Annotated in this window: 15 protein-coding genes; 13 read left to right on the top strand and 2 right to left on the bottom strand. The window is 68.4% G+C overall.

The window, feature by feature from the left end; all coding sequences use genetic code 11:
* Positions 1 to 135 precede the first annotated feature (135 nt).
* Entirely contained in the window at positions 136 to 1,656 is a 1,521-nt protein-coding gene (locus tag ACGF3A_RS15885; protein WP_393729990.1) for an MDR family MFS transporter, read from the bottom strand.
* Between the two features lie 304 nt (positions 1,657 to 1,960).
* Here ACGF3A_RS15885 and ACGF3A_RS15880 point away from each other — a divergent pair, with 304 nt between their 5' ends.
* The 5 genes from ACGF3A_RS15880 to ACGF3A_RS15860 all read left to right on the top strand — a co-directional run bounded on the left by ACGF3A_RS15880 (position 1,961) and on the right by ACGF3A_RS15860 (position 5,882).
* Complete coding sequence (locus ACGF3A_RS15880; protein WP_393729988.1) at positions 1,961 to 2,659, top strand: hypothetical protein; 699 nt, start codon at positions 1,961 to 1,963, stop codon at positions 2,657 to 2,659.
* A 138-nt stretch (positions 2,660 to 2,797) separates the two neighbouring features.
* Entirely contained in the window at positions 2,798 to 3,646 is an 849-nt protein-coding gene (locus ACGF3A_RS15875; protein WP_393729986.1) for an alpha/beta fold hydrolase, read from the top strand.
* A gap of 70 nt (positions 3,647 to 3,716) precedes the next feature.
* The gene (locus ACGF3A_RS15870; RefSeq protein ID WP_393729982.1) at positions 3,717 to 4,304 is read left to right on the top strand and encodes a TetR/AcrR family transcriptional regulator; all 588 of its coding nucleotides are present in this window, start codon (positions 3,717 to 3,719) and stop codon (positions 4,302 to 4,304) included.
* Positions 4,305 to 4,408: 104 nt separating this feature from the next.
* Positions 4,409 to 5,107 (top strand): type 1 glutamine amidotransferase domain-containing protein, encoded by a 699-nt coding sequence (locus tag ACGF3A_RS15865; protein ID WP_393730695.1) that lies wholly within the window; start codon positions 4,409 to 4,411, stop codon positions 5,105 to 5,107.
* Positions 5,108 to 5,228: 121 nt separating this feature from the next.
* Positions 5,229 to 5,882, top strand: a complete 654-nt coding sequence (locus ACGF3A_RS15860; protein ID WP_393729981.1) for an NAD(P)H-binding protein — start codon at positions 5,229 to 5,231, stop codon at positions 5,880 to 5,882.
* Between the two features lie 16 nt (positions 5,883 to 5,898).
* Here ACGF3A_RS15860 and ACGF3A_RS15855 read toward each other — a convergent pair whose 3' ends face one another.
* On the bottom strand, positions 5,899 to 6,843 hold the full coding sequence (locus ACGF3A_RS15855; RefSeq protein ID WP_393729979.1) for a helix-turn-helix transcriptional regulator: 945 nt from the start codon (positions 6,841 to 6,843) through the stop codon (positions 5,899 to 5,901).
* A gap of 123 nt (positions 6,844 to 6,966) precedes the next feature.
* Here ACGF3A_RS15855 and ACGF3A_RS15850 point away from each other — a divergent pair, with 123 nt between their 5' ends.
* The 8 genes from ACGF3A_RS15850 to ACGF3A_RS15815 all read left to right on the top strand — a co-directional run bounded on the left by ACGF3A_RS15850 (position 6,967) and on the right by ACGF3A_RS15815 (position 17,345).
* Complete coding sequence (locus tag ACGF3A_RS15850) at positions 6,967 to 7,752, top strand: SDR family NAD(P)-dependent oxidoreductase (RefSeq protein ID WP_393729977.1); 786 nt, start codon at positions 6,967 to 6,969, stop codon at positions 7,750 to 7,752.
* A gap of 78 nt (positions 7,753 to 7,830) precedes the next feature.
* The gene (locus tag ACGF3A_RS15845) at positions 7,831 to 9,450 is read left to right on the top strand and encodes a GMC family oxidoreductase (RefSeq protein ID WP_393729975.1); all 1,620 of its coding nucleotides are present in this window, start codon (positions 7,831 to 7,833) and stop codon (positions 9,448 to 9,450) included.
* A 98-nt stretch (positions 9,451 to 9,548) separates the two neighbouring features.
* Positions 9,549 to 9,767, top strand: coding sequence for an EF-hand domain-containing protein (locus ACGF3A_RS15840; protein WP_393729973.1), 219 nt, complete (start codon positions 9,549 to 9,551; stop codon positions 9,765 to 9,767).
* Positions 9,768 to 10,208: 441 nt separating this feature from the next.
* On the top strand, positions 10,209 to 11,900 hold the full coding sequence (locus ACGF3A_RS15835; RefSeq protein WP_393729971.1) for a hypothetical protein: 1,692 nt from the start codon (positions 10,209 to 10,211) through the stop codon (positions 11,898 to 11,900).
* Between the two features lie 9 nt (positions 11,901 to 11,909).
* On the top strand, positions 11,910 to 14,891 hold the full coding sequence (locus ACGF3A_RS15830) for a DEAD/DEAH box helicase (RefSeq protein ID WP_393729969.1): 2,982 nt from the start codon (positions 11,910 to 11,912) through the stop codon (positions 14,889 to 14,891).
* On the top strand, positions 14,888 to 16,102 hold the full coding sequence (locus ACGF3A_RS15825; RefSeq protein ID WP_393729967.1) for a hypothetical protein: 1,215 nt from the start codon (positions 14,888 to 14,890) through the stop codon (positions 16,100 to 16,102). The genes ACGF3A_RS15830 and ACGF3A_RS15825 overlap by 4 nt, the downstream gene beginning before the upstream one ends.
* Positions 16,099 to 16,626 (top strand): hypothetical protein, encoded by a 528-nt coding sequence (locus ACGF3A_RS15820; RefSeq protein WP_393729965.1) that lies wholly within the window; start codon positions 16,099 to 16,101, stop codon positions 16,624 to 16,626. Before ACGF3A_RS15825 ends, ACGF3A_RS15820 begins: the two co-directional genes overlap by 4 nt.
* A gap of 260 nt (positions 16,627 to 16,886) precedes the next feature.
* Complete coding sequence (locus ACGF3A_RS15815) at positions 16,887 to 17,345, top strand: hypothetical protein (RefSeq protein WP_393729963.1); 459 nt, start codon at positions 16,887 to 16,889, stop codon at positions 17,343 to 17,345.
* The last annotated feature ends 532 nt before the right edge of the window (positions 17,346 to 17,877 follow it).

Raw genomic sequence — 17,877 nt, 5'->3', positions numbered from 1 at the left:
ACCCGCCGGAAGAGCGCACGCCTGAACATTCCCGTCCGGTTGTGCCAGGTCCGGGGACCTGACGTGCACCTCCGGACACGACCGCGCTCCCGCCCGGACGTGACGCCGGACGGGAGCGCGTGGGTGTCGTGGCCGCTACGCCTTGACGGTGGCCCGCTGACCGAGATCGGGATCCTCGGCGGCGGGGGCGGAGACGGGGACGGGTGCGGCGTCGGCACCGGAACCGGAACCGGAACCGGCATCGGCATCGGCATCGGCATCGGCATCGGCATCGGCATCGGGAGTGTCCGAACCCGCGACCCGCTGGGGCAGCTTCAGCGCGATCGCGATCGTCACCAGCGCCAGGACGGCCGCGACGCCGAAGCCCAGCCTCATCCCGCTCACCTGGGCAGGCACCGGGGCGACCCCCTCCGCGATCTGGCTGGTGGTACGCGCCGACATCACGGTCACCATCAGCGCGGTACCGAAGGCGGCCGCGACCTGCTGCAGCGTGCCCAGGATCGAACTGCCGTGGGAGTAGAGGTGCGGGGGCAGCGCGCCCATGCCGAGGGTGAAGACCGGGGTGAACGTGGCGGCCAGGCTGACCATCAGCAGCATGTGCAGACCGAGGATCTGCCAGTACGGCGTAGCCATCGCGATCTGCGTGTATCCGGCGAGGGCGACCGCGATGCCGATCGAACCCGGCACCACCAGTGTCCGGCTTCCGAACCGGTCGAACGCCTTTCCGACGGTCGGTCCCAGCAGCCCCATGGCCAGACCGCCCGGCATGATCAGCAGGCCGGTTTCGAGAGGGCTGAGGCCACGCACGTTCTGCAGATACAGCGGGAGCAGCATCATCGAGCCGAGCATCGTCAGAAAGCCGATGGCCATCAGGGCCAGGGACAGCGTGAAGGTGCCGAACCGGAGCGTACGGAGGTCCATCAGCGGCGTGCCGTCTCGCTGCAGCCTGAGCTGGCGGAACGCGAAGACCGCGATGGCCGCGACACCGGCCACGGCGATGCTGATACCGAGCGTCCTGCGGTCGCTCTCACCGACCAGGCTCAGCCCGTACACGAGGCCGCCGAAGCCGAGCGCCGCCACACAGACGCTGAACCAGTCGATGGAACTCGTCTGCCGCTCCCCGATGTTCTCCAGCTTGCGCAGCCCGAACATGGTCACTCCGGCCGCGATCGGCAGCACGACCACGAACAGCAGCCGCCAGGAACCGGCCTGCAGGATGATCCCGGACACGGCGGGGCCGAGCGCGGGCGCCACCGACATCGCCAGGGTGACGTTGCCCATCACCTTGCCCCGGTTCTCCGCGGGCACCACCGTCATCAGCGTGGTCATCAGCAGCGGCATCATGATGGCCGTCCCCGAGGCCTGCACGATCCGTCCCGCCAGCAGCACCGCGAAGGTCGGCGCGACGGCCGACACGACGGTGCCCACGAGGAAGGTCCCCATCGCGAGCGTGTAGGCCTGGCGGGTGCTGACCCGCTGCAGGAACCAACCGGTGACCGGAATGACCGCGGCCATGGTGAGCATGAACGCGGTGGAGACCCACTGCGCCGTCTGCTCGGTGATGTGCAACGACTCCATCAGGCGCGGGATCGCGTTGATCATGATGGTCTCGTTGAGGATCACCACGAACGTGGCCAGCACCAGCAGCCGCACCACCACGGGAGTGCCGCCGCCCGCCTCCGCGGCTGGTCGTTCCGGTATCGCAGCTGACATGACAGCACCTCGCTGGGGTTCTGGTTCCGTGGTCGCAGTCGCCCCGTGATCGAGGGTCGCCGGACTGGATGGTCGTTGGTCGCACCGATACAGACCTGCGCACTCACCAGAACTCATCGGCCGCCTGAGTGTGCCCCATCTCCGGCCCGGCCGCCTCTGAATAACCGGCGAGCCAGTCAGTCCTGACGGGAGAGTGGGCTGGGATCTTTCCCTGACGCAGCACCGCATCACGGAGGAGGGTTGACGCATGAGCGAGTTCTCGGAGTACGAGCAGACGTGGTGGGACACATTGGACGGTTTGCGGTCCAACCCGGAGATTCACGTCACCCACGAGGTCCGTGGGGACCTCACGCCGAGCCTCGGCGACGCCGATCAGGTTTTCACGATGATCTCGACATTGAACGGGGTCACGCTCCCCGAATCCTGGAAGCCCTCCTACCTGCGTTTCGCGGAGTTCGGGTCGTGCTGGACGTTCGGGGACAGGGACTCGTCGGAGAGCTTCGGAGGTGAGTTCCATGTGACGAACCTCTTCGAGACCGCCCTCACCCCCTCCCCCACCGAGGCCTGGTCGGGAATCCCGGGACTGTCCGAGGAATTCCTTGAGGAGCTGCACCCTTTCGACGGAACTCCCACCACCGGGGTGGGACACCTGGCACTCCTGCGCCTCACCAAGGGCGCTTCCGACGCCGAGGTCTGGTTCCACGCCGGCGCCTACGAGCCGCACCGGATGGACCTCGACTACCCCACCTACCTGGAAACCCTGCGGATCACCAAGGGGACGTTCTGCTGGCAGTACCTGTTCGTGGATCCGGCAGAAGTCGACCTGTCGACAGAGGAGTTCGCGAGCGCGGCCGGGCTGCTGACACGCATGCTGGCGACCTTCCCGCGCGTCTTCCCCGAGCATGACTACTCCGGACTCCAAGCTCGCCTGGAGGCCCGCCTGTAACCCGCTACGCCGACACACCCGCGGCGCCAGCCCCGTGGCAGGCGTGAGCGACGGAGAGGTTGCGGTGCGAGTAGACCGGTCGTATAGTTCTGGCATCGGAGCACGACAGGCACCGAACTCCCGGAAGGGGACGGCATCATGGGACGCATCAAGGTCGGCACGGAGAACAGCACCGACATCGAACTGCACTACGAGGACAAGGGGACGGGGCAGCCGGTAGTCCTCATCCACGGCTACCCGCTGGACGGCAACTCCTGGGAAGGGCAGGTCCCCGCCCTGCTGGCCGCGGGCCACCGGGTCATCACCTACGACCGGCGCGGTTTCGGCAAGTCCAGCCAGCCCTCCACCGGTTACGACTACGACACGTTCGCCGCCGACCTCCACACGGTCATGGAGGCCCTCGACCTGCGCGACGCGATCCTGGTCGGCTTCTCGATGGGCACCGGCGAGGTCGCCCGCTACCTGTCCGCCTACGGTTCCGGCCGGGTCGCCAAGGCCGTGTTCCTCGCGTCGCTGGAGCCGTACCTGGCCATCACCGACGACAATCCCGACGGGGCCGCCCCGCCCTCCTTCTTCGAAGGCGTCTCCGAAGCGGTGAAGAAGGACCGCTACGCCTTCTTCACCGGCTTCTACGCCGACTTCTTCAACCTCGACGAGAACCTGGGCACCCGGGTGAGCGAGGAAGCGGTGCGCAACGCATGGAACGTGGCGGCGGGCGCGGGCCCGATCGCCTCGGCCGCCGCCCCGCTGACCTGGCCCACCGACTTCCGCGCCGACATCCCCCGTATCGACGTGCCCGCCCTGATCGTGCACGGCACGGGCGACCGGACCCTGCCCGTCGACGCCACCGGGCGCCGTTTCGCCAAGGCCCTGCCCGCCGCCAAGTACGTCGAGATCGACGGGGCGCCGCACGGGCTGCTCACCACCCACACCACCGAGATCAACGAGATCCTCCTGGACTTCCTCGGCCAGCCCTCGGCACAGTGACGCGCCGGGCCGAGAGGTCTAGGCACGGAGCAAACTAGACGACTGGTCTAATGGGCGTAGGATGGGTCGCATGCCAGCCATCAAGGGCGACACTCGCCGCAGCATTCTCGACGCCGCCCAGCGGATCATGTCCCGTAAGGGGTTCTCCGCGGTGGGCATCACCGAAGTCCTCTCCGAAGCCGGAGTGCCGAAGGGGTCGTTCTACCACTTCTTCGGCTCCAAGGACGCCTTCGGCGAGGCCATGCTGCGGGCCTACTTCACCGACTACCTGTCGGACATGGACCGCGTCCTCGCCGAGCCGGGCCTGACCTCGTCAGAACGACTGATGAACTACTGGCAGAACTGGCGCGAGACGCAGAGCATCGACGAATGCCAAGGGAAGTGCCTGGCCGTCAAGCTCGGCGCGGAGGTCTCCGACCTGTCGGAGACCATGCGGCTCGCCCTGAAGGAAGGCACCACCGGCATCATCGACCGCCTGGATCGGACGATCACGGCCGGCCTGGAGGACAGATCGATCGCCATCGACGGCGCTCCCCGCGACACCGCTCAGGCCCTGTACGACATGTGGCTCGGAGCGAGCGTCATGGCCAAGATCCACCGCGACATCGGCCCGCTGGACACCACGATGACGGTCACCCGTCAGCTCCTGCACCGGTAGCACCCGGCCGAGCACTGGGCCGAGCGCCGACCCCGGATCCACCCGAACACCGGTCACCGCTCACGCGCCACTGGAGACGACCGGTCTATTCAAGGAGTCACGTCATCAAGATCCTCATCGTTCTCACCTCGCACGGCGAACTCGGCACCACCGGCCGCGAGACCGGCTTCTGGCTGGAGGAACTCGCCGCCCCCTACTACCGCTTCAAGGACGCCGGCGCCGAGGTCGTACTCGCCTCCCCCAAGGGCGGCAGGCCCCCGCTGGACCCCAAGAGCAACGAACCCGGCTTCCAGACCGACGAGACCCGCCGCTTCGAGGCCGACCCGGAAGCCATGGCCGCCCTCGCCCACACCACCCGCCTCGACTCCGTCTCCGCCGACGACTTCGACACCGTCTTCTACCCCGGCGGACACGGCCCCCTGTGGGACCTGGCCGAAGACCCCACCTCCGTCCGGCTCATCGAGACCGTCCTGCGCGCGGGCAAGCCCCTCGCCCTGGTCTGCCACGCCCCCGGCACGCTGCGCCACGCCACCAACCCCGACGGCACACCTCTCGTCCAGGGCCGGAGGGTCACCGGTTTCACCAATGAGGAGGAAGCCGCCGTCGGCCTGACCGACATCGTGCCCTTCCTCGTCGAGGACGAACTGAAGCGCCTCGGCGCCGACTACTCCAAGACCGACGAGTGGCAGCCCTACGTCCTCACCGACGGCCTGCTCGTCACCGGCCAGAGCCCGGCCTCCTCCGGACCCGCCGCCGACGCACTCCTCACCCTCGTCGACCAGGTCGACGAAGCCCGCGCATAGCCCACACCACGACCGGCACCAGTACGAGCACCGGCACCAGCCCGGTCACTCCCAGCGGGGACGAAGACCCACCCCGTACACCGCAAGCTCCGGCCGACACCGATCAAGGAGAGCGACACCAATGAAGGTATTCATCGTGGGCATCGCGGGCGGCGTCGGGAGCCGTCTGGCCCGTCTGCTGACCGCCGCCGGTGACCGGGTCGACGGACTCTACCGCCGCCCGGAACAGGGCGAACGCCTCGCCGCCGAGGGCATCCATGCCACCCATGGCGACCTGACCCGCCTCGACGCATCCGCCCTCGCCGCGCTCCTCCACGACACCGACGTCCTGGTCTTCGCCGCCGGAGCCGGCGGTGAAGGCGGCACCGCAGCCACCACCGCCATCGACGGCACCGGCCTGACCACCGCCGTCGAAGCGGCCCGCCTCGCCGGCGTCCGCCGCCTGCTCCTCCTCTCCGTCTTCCCCGAAGCCTGGCGCGACCGCGACATGCCCGACACCTTCGAGCACTACATCGACGTCAAGAAGAAGGCAGATGCCGAACTGGCCGCCACCGACCTCGACTGGACCATCCTGCGCCCCGCCGCCCTCACCGACGAACCAGGCACCGGCCGGATCAGCCTCTCCCCCGCCCTGATCCACACCGACGTCACCCGTGACGACGTCGCGGCCACCCTCGCCGAACTCGTCCACACCTCCCGGATCCGCCGCCGGATCCTCGAACTCACCCAAGGGCCCGAACCCATCGCCGACGCCGTCCGTCGGCAGACCCTCTGACCAGCAGGGCCGCCGATCAGAGGGTCTGCCGGGCGTACTCGGTGGGTGTGAGCCCGTAGCGCCGCTTGAAGGCCCGGCTGAAGTGGCTGCTGTCGGCGAACTGCCAGCGCGCGGCGATCTCCGAGACGGTCAAGCGCGACGCCGACAGCGCCTGCCTGGCCAGCTCCAGGCGCTTCTCCCGGATGTAGGCGGTCACCGATTCCCCACCGGCCGCGAACGCGCGCTGCAGAGTTCGCACGGAAACGTTCAGTTCCCGGGCCAGCGTCGACGGTGAGAGATCGGCGTCGGCGAGCCGCCGCTCCGCGAGGTTCTTGGCGGCCTGGGCGAGGGCCGGGGAGAGGCGGGTGTTCACCTCGTCGAATCCGCGGTGCGCCACCGCGGTGGCCAGCTCGACCAGCGTGTCCCGCGCGGCCCGGACACCGGCCGGGCTCAGATCGGGCAGTGCCTCCTCCACCATGGTGGCGTGCGCCGCCAGGAGGCGTACCTCGGCGGCGTCGGCGCGGCCGGTGACCTCGCGGGAGGCGAGTGTCCGGGCGAAGGGGGCGGCGGGCAGCACGATGCACTGCGCTCTCGTGTGGGGCGGGAGCGCGAAGTGCGGCATCCGTGCGGCATGCCGCAGCAGGAAACCTCCCGCCACCACGGTGTGTTCCACACTGTTCCGCCTGCTGCCCAGGGCCCAGGCCCCGCGGTGCACCAGCCACAGACGGACATGGTCGGAGTCCTGAACCGGCCCCTCCGCCGTCTTCGCCGCCGACGCCCCGTCCACGGTGGTGAGGGCCACGTCGTGCACCTTGGCGGCGCGGAAACGCACCCGGAAGTCGGCCACCGTCGCCGCGCTGAACCTGGGGAGGGGGAACTCGTCGCCGACGTGGGTACGCCAGCTCCGCTCGAAGTCGTCCCGACCGGTGGTGGCCGCACGGCGCGAGTCGAGCGAGAAGGATGCCGTCCCGCTGTCGTCCATCGACCCGCGAGTCCGCGTCCAGGAGGTGTGTCGCCGATGTTCCATCCGGTTGTCGCCCTGGTGCATGCCGAGCCTTCCGCGATCTCCCTAGTGTGCGAAGCACCCGCATAGCAGGAGGATTTGATGAACGAGCAGCACGGCCAGCAGCACGGCCGCGTGGCCGTGATCACCGGCGCCGGAGGAGGCCTGGGAGTCCCTCTCGCGCACCGCTTCGCCGCCGACGGATACACCACAGTACTGGTGGGGCGCACCGAATCAACCTTGCGCCGGGCCGTCGAGAGCGGCCCGGACGGGAGCGACATGCACGCGTGGGTCGGCGACGTCTCCGACCTGGCCGCCATCACCGCGCTCATGGACGGGGTGGCCGAGCGGTACGGGCGGCTGGACGTCCTCGTCAACAACGCGGGGCTGGCGCGTCCGGGCACGGTGGAGAGCACGAGCGAGGACGCCTATCGCGCCGTGATGAGCGTGAACGTCGACGGCCTGTTCTTCGCTTCCCGCGCCGCCCTGCCCCACCTGCGCGCGGCCGGTGGGTGCATCGTCAACATCGGATCCGTCGGCGGCATGCGTGGTGACTGGACGCAGGCCGCCTACAACACGGCCAAGGGAGCGGTGGCCAATCTGACCAACGCGATGGCCCTCGACCACGGCAGCGAGGTCCGGGTCAACGCGGTCCATCCCGGCGTGACGACCAGCCACGAGGAGATCCGGACAGCGCTCGCCGAAGGCACGCCGCTGCGCGACCGGTTCGACGACCGGGTGCCCATGCGGCGGCCCGGCGACCCCGCCGAGGTGGCCGCTGTCGTGGCGTTCCTCGCCGGCTCCGGCGCCTCGTACGTCAACGGCGCGCACATCGCCGTCGACGGCGGCCTGACCGCGTCCAACGGCCAGACCGATCTCTACCGTTGACGCGACTCGGCTCGACACGACACGACGCGACACGACGCGACCGCGGCTTCGCCCTGATACTCCAAGGAGACGCTGAGCATGAGTACCCACCCCGGACAGGCCGAAGCCGCGGCGACCACGACCCCACAGCGGCTCGCGCTCGCCGACCGCATCGACGACGGCGCCACGTTCGACTACATCGTGTGCGGCGCCGGTTCGTCCGGTTCCGTTCTCGCGGGCAGGCTCGCGGCCGATCCGGCCGTCATGGTGCTGCTCGTCGAGAGCGGCGGCGACGACGAGGACGAGCGCGTGCGCGATCCGGACCTGTGGCCGGCCAACCTCGGCAGCGAGCGGACCTGGGACCACGTCACGGAGGCGAACCCGCATCTGAACGGGCGTCGGCTCGCGTACGCGACGGGCCGCGGGCTGGGCGGAGGAGGCGCCGTCAACGCGGGTGTGTGGGCCCGGGGCCACCGGAGCGACTGGGACTCCTACGCCGAGGCCGCGGGCGATTCCGCGTGGGGCTACGCACACGTACTGGAGCACTACCGCGCCATCGAGGACTGGCAGGGCGTGCCCGACCCCGGGCGCCGGGGTACCGGCGGGCCGATGCGGATACGGCCGTCGCAGGACGTGCACCCGCTCTTCACCGCCTACCTCGACGCCGCCGAGGCCACGGGCATCTCCCGTTTCGACAGCGCCAACGGCGTCCTGATGGAGTCGGACTCCGGTTGCGCCGTGCGGGACGAGAACATCCACGACGGCGTGCGGCAGACCCCCTTCCGCCGCTATGTCGCCGATCGTGCGCGGCAGCCGAACCTCACAGTGCTCCCGCACACGACGGTCTCGCGTGTCCTGCTCTCCGCAGGCCGGGCGCACGGCGTCGAGTTGGTACGTGACGGCAGATCCCTGCGCGTCAACGCGTCGCAGGAAGTGGTGCTGTCGCTGGGGGCGCTCGGCACGCCGGCCGCGCTCCTGCGCTCCGGGATCGGAGACGAGGGCGAACTGCGGAGGCTGGGCATCCCGGTGGTCCAGCACCTGTCCGGAGTCGGCCGCAATCTCGACGACCACATACGCCTGCCCTGCATGTGGGAGGCGACGGAGGTGCCGCTGCCGGTCCCCACCCGCAGCCAAGCCGTCTGCTTCTGGGAGGACGAGACACGGCCGGGGGCACCGGAGTTCGTCATGTACCTCTCCCCTGCGCCGTCCGTCTCGCCCGAGAGCGCGGCACAGTACCCGCCGCCTGAGCGGTGTTTCACCCTGATGCCTGCCATGCGCCTGCGTGGCGGCAGCCGCGGCCGGGTCCGTCTGGCGAGCACGGACCCGCTGACCGGCCCGCGCGTCGAGACGAACTTCCTCGCCGACCCCGACGACGTGCGCTCGGCCCTGTCCGCCGTCGCCATGGCCCGGGAGATCGGCAACTCCGTGGCGCTCCGCCCGTTCGTCGAACGGGAGGTGTCCCCGGCGTCCGGCGCGACGGAAGCAGTGGAACAGTTCCTTCGGAACGCCGTCGAGACCTACTGGCACCAGAGCGGTACGTGCCGGATGGGCCGTGACGAGGGGGCCGTCGTGGACGCCCGCCTCAAGGTGCACGGCATCGAGGGCCTCCGCGTCGCCGACGCCTCGGTGCTGCCCCATGTGACGGTCGCCAACACCATGGCCCCTTCCATGGTGATCGGCGAACGGGCAGCCGAGATCCTCGCGGCCGAACAGGGCTGAATCACTGGCCGTTCCACGGGACGGGGTGACCGGTCGGGCCGCGTCCGGCCGACGGATAATCTGGGGCCGTCGGCAGAGATCACAGAAGGGCGGAACACATGGCAGACATCGTGGAGACGGCGGCGCGGAAGGTCTTCGAGCGCTACGATCTCGACGGGGACGGCCAGGTCACCGCGGAGGAATACCGGAAGGTCGTCGCGGAGTTGGAGGGCACGGAGATCACCGAGTCGCAGGCGCAGGGGCTGATCGACTCCCTCGACGCCAACGGCGACCGCCAGATGTCCTTCGAGGAGTTCTGGGCGGCCATGAATGGCTGACACCACCGGGTCCGGCACATGACTGTGCCGGACCCGGTTCGCCGTCCTTAAGACCCGGGGCGGCCGGGGACGTCACCAGCGCTGATCACGCGCCACGCCGCGGACGCCCGGCCCACCATCGCCTTCTCGACTCGATTCCCTCAAGGTCCGTCGACCGCTCACGCGGCGGGAGGCATCTCGGCATTGCGATCATCGGTTGCCCCGAAGGGCGTCCGATGATCGCAACCCATCGACGGACCGGCTCACGGTCGCTCTGTTTCAAAATCGCAGAGTACGACGAATCAGACGACGAAGCTGCGACACCCACTTGAGGGCATCCAGGCTAGGGTGACTCCACCTCATGTGCCGGGCAGAATCCCTGGCGGGAGCCATGAGGTCAGGTCGCAGGTCCCGCGAGAGTGAGGGGTTCCGTTGGGGAGAGCGACGAGGGGGCGGCCCACCGTGGTCGTACTTACTGCCTTGCAGGTGGAGTACGAGGCAGTACGTCAGCACCTGGAGGATGTGCGCGAGGTCGAGCTACCGCAGGGCACCCTGCTCGACGTCGGCCGGATACCCGGTCTCGACTGGGAAGTGGCGCTGGCCGAGACGGGCCCCACCAACACCCGTGCCGCACTCGTCACCCAACCCACGATCGAGTACTTCGACGCCGAGGCAGTGTTGTTCGTCGGTGTCGCCGGTGCGCTCAAGGACGACGTCCACCTCGGTGACGTTGTCGTCGCCAGGAAGGTCTACGGCTATCACGGCGGCCGCGAGAGCGTGGACGGGTTCCACGCGCGGCCTGACGCCTGGGAAACGACCTACGCCATGGACCAGTTGGTGCGCTCCGCCTGTCGTAACAACCCCTGGGCCTTCCTCGCTCCAGGTTCCCGGCCCGCCAGGTCTCCCCGGGTTTACTTCGAGCCGATCGCGTCGGGCGATGTGCTGCTCGGCTTCCGCGATTCCGAGACGGCCCGCCGTATCCGCCAGCACTACAACGACGCCGTGGCCATCGATATGGAGAGCCAAGGCGTCACCCACGCGGCAAGGATGAACCGCACGGTGCGGGCGCTCTCCATCCGCGGCATCAGCGACTACGCCGACTCCGGCAAACCCGCGTCCGACGCCGCGGGCTCCCAGGAAACCGCATCACGCCACGCCGCCGCCTTCGCGCTACGGGTACTGCGCGATCTGAGGCCCGAAAGGGGACCAGCCCGAGAGAGGGCCGTGGATCCCGTCGTCGTGGTGGTGTCCGGTCCCGACCGCAGCTCCAGCCCCTCTTCCTGGGGCAGTCAGCCCGTCGTCGAGATCGAGGGACAGGAGTACCTGGTGTACGAAGACCCCACGGGTCTTCTCCAGGAGTCACGGGACGGCGACGTGGTGCGTCGTCAGGCAGTAGCACGTGTGGTGTCCGACCGGGAGTCCCGCAGCTCCTACGCGTGGCTGCGGCAGGTCGAGTGGACACGGCCGCTCCCCGGCCCCGGCCGCTTCGACCCGCTGGCCGCGCTGGAGCAGGAAGCCGAGCTTTGCCGTGCCATCCGTGGCCCCGAGGTCCTACAGCTGGCCCGTCGCGGAAGCACCGCCACGCTGGCTCTGGCCTGGCCAGGTGACCCGAAACTCGGCCGCCCCCTGGAGACCCTCCACCAGCTGCTGCCCGAGCCACCCGCGCCGACGGACTCGCTGCGGCTCTGGTTGATCGTGAAGGGGCTTGCCGAAGTGGCCGCGGCCCTCACACGTCTGAGCAGCGAGAATCTCTCGCACCGAGCGCTGCAACCGGCCGCGCTCGTCATGAACCAGCCACTCATGTTGCTGCGCGATCTCGGCCTCGCCACCGTGCCACCCCGCCCGGGCGAGAACCCCGGCCCCTATCAGGCACCAGAGCAACTCCACGGCTCTCCTTTCCGCCCCGGAACCGCCACCGACGTCTACCAGTTGGGCGCGCTCCTGTACCGCGCGCTGGCCGGAAGATGCCCCGATCCCCGGGCCCCCGGACTGCCGACCTCCAACCTCCTGGCTTCGGCACCGAGGGACCTGGTCCACGCACTCACGTGTGCACTGCGGCAAGACCCGGGTGAGCGCCCGGGTATGCGTGCCTTCCGCGCCGCCTTGCTCTCCGCCGCCCGCGAGCTGTCGTCCGTCCCTCCACCGCAACACTGAGGAGCGCCGATGTCCGTCGCCACCGTCGCCCTGCGTGCGCCGCTGGTGCTCGTCCCGGGGTTCAAGCTGGACGAACAGCTCCGCTCGAAGGCCGAATCCAGTGCCGGGCTGCCGCCAGACGTTCCGCAGATCATCGAGGACCTGAACCAGCTCCAAGGCGGCGCCCCCGTGAGCCTCAGCTCGGGCAATGGCAAGTACCAACCGTCCTTGCTGGTACACGCGCGTACGTACCGACTGCGTCTGGAGGTGACAAAGCGTGGTACCGCCTACTTCGTCAAACACATCGCTCCGCTGCGCCTCGCCGACCACGCGCGCCTTGCCAGGTCCTGCCTGCTGGTGCGCCCGCCCGCCTGGCAGATGGTGTTCGAGCTGACGGCGATTCCGGATGGCTGTGACGCCCAGTGGCAGGTCCTCGAAGAGGCCTGGCAGAACCTCGGCCAAGCACAGCCGCAACAGCTCGAGACCTCCTCTGCAAGCGAAGCCGAGTCGTCGTTCCTCGACACGGTGGACCGGTTGATCGACGCAACGGAGGAGATCACAACCCGCGACGAACGCATGGCCGCCCCGTTCCTGTATCAGCGTCTTACGACCACCGGCGGCAGGCGCACCAACACGCCTCAGTCGGTGTACGAATTCCAGCTCGTCAAGCCGGAGCTGCCGCCGGCCGGCTCCTTCGTCCGCATTCAGGGGGACACGGACACCCGGGGCAGAGTGAGCCGGGTCAAAGGACGATCCGTCACCGTCCGCTTCGACCAGCCCGTTTCATGGGAACGAGTGCCGACTCAGGGAGCACTGGAACTCATCCCGAGCTCGGTCGTGTTCAACAAGCAGCGACAGGCCGTTGCGAGCCTCCGCACAAGGGACACCAGGAATCGGGGCCTGCTCCCGGCCGTGGTCGAGCACCGCGTACGCCCCATCCCCACCACAACCGCTCAGCCGCACGAGCAGCTCGACCCCGAACAGCTGGCGGCCTTCCGCAAGTCGCTTACCACTGAGGACCTGCTGGTGGTGCTCGGCCCGCCCGGCACCGGGAAGACCCGGACCATCACCGAGATCGCCCACACCAGCGCGATCACGGCCGACGCTGACGGCAGAGTTCTCGTCACCTCTCACACCAATCGCGCCGTGGACAACGTGCTGGCCCGACTGCCACAGGATCTCGTAGTGATCCGTGTCGGAGACGAGAGCAAGGTCCACGCCGATGTGAAACCGCTCCTTCTGGAGGAACAGTCCGAGAACCTCTCGGAGGGAATCCAGCGGGCCATGGCCCACCAGGCGCAGACCTACCGCCAGGCCAAAGACGCCGCGCTGTGGACGACGGAACTCGCTGACCGACTCGACCAGGTCGACGACCTCACCCGGCAGGTGAAGGCGGCGTCTCTGCGCGTGCGGAACGCGATGCAATGGGCTGCCGCACCGGCTCGGGAGAGACTGGAAGAATTGCAACGCGAGGAGGCCGAAAGAGAATCGGCGCATCGGTCGCTGGCCGAACGGGCCGCGCAGCTCGCGGCGAAGGTCGAGTCGGAGCAGCAGCGTTCCCACGCCCTGTTGACGGGGCGATTGCACCGCTCCAGGGCTCGGCGCGGAGAAGAAGAGCTCACTGCGGTGCTGCCCGAGATTCAGAGGCTTGAGGAGCTTGCCCCCGAGCTGCGCAGGCAGACTGAGGCGGCGAGCGCGGAGGCGGATCGCGCGGTGCGCGAGGATCCCGCCGTCAGCTCGGCCCTGACGGCCCATCAGTCCGCAGAACATCGCCTGGGCGAAAGTCTTCGGTCTGCCTACGCGGCCGCCGACACGGCCGTTCAGGCGCTGAGCACTGTCATGCGGGATGTGTCCGCGCCCGACCGGCTGCCGGATGCCACGAATGCAGTGGCGGCGCTGCGCGTCCTGCATGGCCAGTTGGAGACGCGGCTCCCTTTGCTGTCCCAACGCGAGGAACTCACGCGGCAGTGGCAGGCCGCCATAGGCCAGGACCCGAGCCAGCTCGTGCCCGAACTCGTCCGCTACGCCCAGGTGGTCGGCTCTACGTGCATCGGTGCCGCATCCCGTCCGGAACTGTCCGGTGTCGACTTCGATCTGGCGATCGTCGACGAGGCCGGCCAGATCGGCGTCGCGGACGCGCTGGTGCCGCTGACCCGGGTCCGTCGCGGCGTCCTGGTCGGCGACGACCGGCAGCTGCCGCCCTTCCTCGACACCGAAGTTGCCGATTGGGCCCAGGAAACGGGCGATGCCCACATGATCCGGCTGACATGCCAGAGCGCCTTGGAACAGCTGCGTGCCGGGCTGCCCTCCTCACACATCGTGCAGCTAACCCGGCAGCGCCGGATGCCTGCCGAGATCGCCGACTTCATCTCGGCCTCCTTCTACCGAGGAGAACTGCTAACCGAGAAGGAACATCAGCACACCGACCCCCTGTTCGCGAGCCCGATGGCCTTCGTCGACACCGCCGCCCTGCCCGACCGCACACGGCGCGAGTCGGCCGCAGGGCGCGCCGACGGCAGCGGCGGCAAGGGCTCGTTCAACACCTGTGAGGCACGCCTCCTGGCCCACCTCGCCGCCTTCTACCACCGGCGGGGTTCCGAGTGGGTGGTGATCGTTCCCTACCTTGCTCAACGCCGCGAGGTCGTCCGCCATCTCACCCCTCTGATCGGTGACTCCCAGCTTGCGGACGCCTCGGTCGGCAGCGTCGATTCCTACCAAGGCGGGGAACGCGAAGTCGTCCTGTACGGCTTCACGCGCAGCAACCCCGAGGGCCGGATCGGCTTCCTCAAAGAGCTACGCCGCGCCAACGTCGCTTTCACACGTGCCAAGAGCCAATTGGTGCTGGTCGGAGACCTGAGCACCCTACTTCGCGCGGACGACCCCACCTTCCGCGCCCTCGCCGAGGACCTGCACGCGCATCTGCGCGACCGAGGTGACCTGTGGGACTACCAGGACGTCATGGCAACGCTCGACAAGGCTGCGGGCCACGCCCCGGAAGGGGGTCGGCTGTGACGACCACCGCCCGCCTGATGCTCTTCCCCGAAGAACGGGTCCTGGAGGATGCCGCCTTCGGACAGGGCATGGTCCCCACCCGGCTCTACGCCCTGCTGCTTCCTGTATGGCAGGTGGAGATCCGCGCCGACATCACCGAGGGAGAGGCATTCTTCCTCATCGACCGCTTCCTGGAGCGCGGGTTGCGCCACGGCGCGCTGCACACCGTCGACGAGCTCTCCCGGTTCTTCGCCCTGGACCCTCCCCTGGTGGCGCAGGCCGTGCGCTTTCTGACCGCGATCGGCCACTTGCGCGAGTCCGGAGGCCGTCTGTCCCTGACGTCACTCGGGCAGCGTTCCGTGGACGACGACGTCCGCTACGTGGTCACTCATCAGGACCGTCGCAAGCTGTACTTCGAGGCCCTGAGCTGCACCCCACTGACCCGTGCTCACTACGACGAAGACGTCGTGACCCTGCTGTCCGGCGACGAACTGACCGAGGTGATGCGGAGCGGGCAATACCCGCGCTTCACGCCGATCCATGTGACGTCCGGCTTCGACCGCTCGGCCCTGGACCGTCTCAAGGACCGCAAGGACCGGGCCCGCTTCAATCTGCCCGTCGCGCTGAACGCGATGGAGAGCCTGGGCGAGGAGTTGGTGTTCCTCCCGGTCTATGTGGTGCGCGGCCGGGACGGCCTCCTGGTCTACGGTCAGGCGGGCGCCGGGGCCGCGCACGACCCAGAACTCAGCCGTCTCTGTGCTCTTGCGCCAGAACTCATCAACGCCTTGGACAACGACGAGCAGGGCGACGACGCGGAGGACCGTGTCCGGAGGGCCGCACAGAACTGGCTCCGCGAGCAGGGCTTCGACTCCAGCGCCCCAGCACAGGACGACGACGGCACGTGGTCTGTTTCGCTTCCGGCCACCGCGTTCGGCGACAGCGGCCTCCCGGTGTCCCGCATCGGCACCTACCGCATGGCAGGCAAGCGCTTCTTCCGCGTGTGGTGCCCGGCAGAGACGCCGCGTAAGCGTGCGCTGCTGGACCGCCTGGATCAACGCCTCGGTTCCAGACACCAGGTCACACAACAGGAGGCGGAAGAACTCATCGCTCGCCTGTGCCGTCAACTGCGTCTGGACATCCCTGAACTGTCCCGGCTCCGTGGCGGTGCCGAGCGAACTGGACTCAGCGGCCTGGCAGCTCAGTTGGCCCACCTGGAGAACGAAGCGGAGTGACCGACATCGGACAGATCCTGCTCGCCGAGTACGAACAGATCAAGCAGGAGCAGCGAGCCCGCATCGGCTTTCGCGACAATCTCATCTACGCCACCATCGGCGTCAAGGCGGCGGTCATCGGCTCGACGATGGCTCGGGGCGTCCATCTCGAAATGTTACTCCTGCTGCCCCCGTTGTCTGTCCTACTCGGCTGGACCTATCTGGTCAACGACGAAAAGATCTCAGCCGTCGGCCGGTATATTCGGAATGCCCTGGCTCCCCGCCTCCAAGCGCTCACACCGGAACGGTCCGAGGTCTTCGGCTGGGAATCCGTACACCGCCATGACCTGCACCGGGTGTCCCGCAAACGGTTCCAACTCGCCGTAGATCTCATGACGTTTTGCGGGTCCCCGCTCGCGGCCCTCACCGTCTTCTGGCTGAACGGCCCAGCCCACTGGCCTCTGCTTCTGGTCTCGGCCGCCGAGGTGGCCGCGATTGTGAGCCTCGCGATCCAGGTTGTGCGCTACGCCGAACTCGGACCGTGAACGATGTCCGCTCGGCCTGGTCCCGCAAGCCCTGACCGCGCGCAGGCATCCGACGGTCAGAAATCCCATCGGACGCCGCCAGAACAGGACAGCGGACGCGGTGGGGAGTGGCCGGAGATCCTCTTGCCCGAGAGTAATTCAGCGCGATAGTTCAGAGGCAATGATCGCAACACCAAGGAGGCAGAGCACGTTGAACGAGTCACTGCTGTCACCGTCCGGATGGCTCGTGTTGGGACTGCCCTGGTCGGCCGAGACCCGCAATGGTGGGGGGGGAATGCGCAACGGTCATCGCGCCGCCGACGATTCCCCGATCCCTCGTCAGCCAGGACGCCGGCGCAGCGCTCGATCTCGCAGCCGCCCTGGCCACCGATGCGTACGAAGGCCCAGGGAAGGCTGTCTTCTTCTCCGACATCACCCTGTGGCTCGACAAGCAGGGTCAGGCATGGGCGGACGCCGGCATCGACTACGAAGCCGTCATTGACGAGCTGATCGAGGCGCCCGTCCCTCAGCTGATGCTCACGCTCACGCAGAAGGCCCACGCCGTCCTGTGCGATGCCAGCCGCAAGGGCCTGCGCATCCACTACACGAACGGCGAGGTCGAGCACGTCACCTCCCAGCTCCGGCGCAACGTCCACGATGGCATCGCCGAGAGCCTGGAACAGGACTGGCCGCCCTACATCCAGGACCTCATCGACCGCGGAGCCATCCAAACCCGGTGAGCCCTGGAGAGATCCGCCCTTCATCTGGAGTAACACACGACGATCCGGGCAGCTATTGGCGCAACCGAACTTCGCCCCTGTCGTGCCGTCACAGCGGGACCCCCACCACATGGCAGCCCACCCCGGCCCATGGCTGCTTACCCCAGGAACGACAGCCGTACCTGCCGTCGCGGATTGTCGACGTTCGTGTCCGCCAACCTCCGCTAAGACAACTCCAGGCTAACGGTTCCCACGTGCACCAGGCCGGTGCTGTGACCGTCCCTCCCGGGACTACCTCGACGCATATAGGGCCGGAGACGAACACGAAGGCCGACCGTGGCTAGTCCGCCACGCTCGCGTCACGACATTCCCAGGCGATGCGATGGGGCCTCATTCTGACAGTGCCGATGGCGAGGGCTGCCCCGGTAAGAGACCTACTGGGTGGCACAACGCCTGAAGCACCAGATATCGACCCTGACCCCCTGTTCTTCATACAGCGTCCACAGTGATCACTGTACGGGGGCGTAGCGCAAGGGGGTATGCACACAGTACG

Source organism: Streptomyces sp. NPDC048172, assembly GCF_043202595.1.
Classification (GTDB): Bacteria; Actinomycetota; Actinomycetes; order Streptomycetales; family Streptomycetaceae; genus Streptomyces.
The sequence above is the reverse complement of the archived record's forward strand: the minus strand, read 5'-3'. Positions and strand labels throughout refer to the sequence as shown.

What these genes read in the sequence shown, in the direction of transcription:
- ACGF3A_RS15880 (WP_393729988.1), top strand. Translation starts at nt 1,961, where the DNA reads ATGAGCGAGTTCTCGGAGTACGAGCAGACGTGGTGGGACACATTGGAC.
- ACGF3A_RS15875 (WP_393729986.1), top strand. Translation starts at nt 2,798, where the DNA reads ATGGGACGCATCAAGGTCGGCACGGAGAACAGCACCGACATCGAACTG.
- ACGF3A_RS15870 (WP_393729982.1), top strand. Translation starts at nt 3,717, where the DNA reads ATGCCAGCCATCAAGGGCGACACTCGCCGCAGCATTCTCGACGCCGCC.
- ACGF3A_RS15860 (WP_393729981.1), top strand. Translation starts at nt 5,229, where the DNA reads ATGAAGGTATTCATCGTGGGCATCGCGGGCGGCGTCGGGAGCCGTCTG.
- ACGF3A_RS15855 (WP_393729979.1), bottom strand. Translation starts at nt 6,843, where the DNA reads ATGGACGACAGCGGGACGGCATCCTTCTCGCTCGACTCGCGCCGTGCG.
- ACGF3A_RS15850 (WP_393729977.1), top strand. Translation starts at nt 6,967, where the DNA reads ATGAACGAGCAGCACGGCCAGCAGCACGGCCGCGTGGCCGTGATCACC.
- ACGF3A_RS15845 (WP_393729975.1), top strand. Translation starts at nt 7,831, where the DNA reads ATGAGTACCCACCCCGGACAGGCCGAAGCCGCGGCGACCACGACCCCA.
- ACGF3A_RS15840 (WP_393729973.1), top strand. Translation starts at nt 9,549, where the DNA reads ATGGCAGACATCGTGGAGACGGCGGCGCGGAAGGTCTTCGAGCGCTAC.
- ACGF3A_RS15830 (WP_393729969.1), top strand. Translation starts at nt 11,910, where the DNA reads ATGTCCGTCGCCACCGTCGCCCTGCGTGCGCCGCTGGTGCTCGTCCCG.
- ACGF3A_RS15815 (WP_393729963.1), top strand. Translation starts at nt 16,887, where the DNA reads ATGGTGGGGGGGGAATGCGCAACGGTCATCGCGCCGCCGACGATTCCC.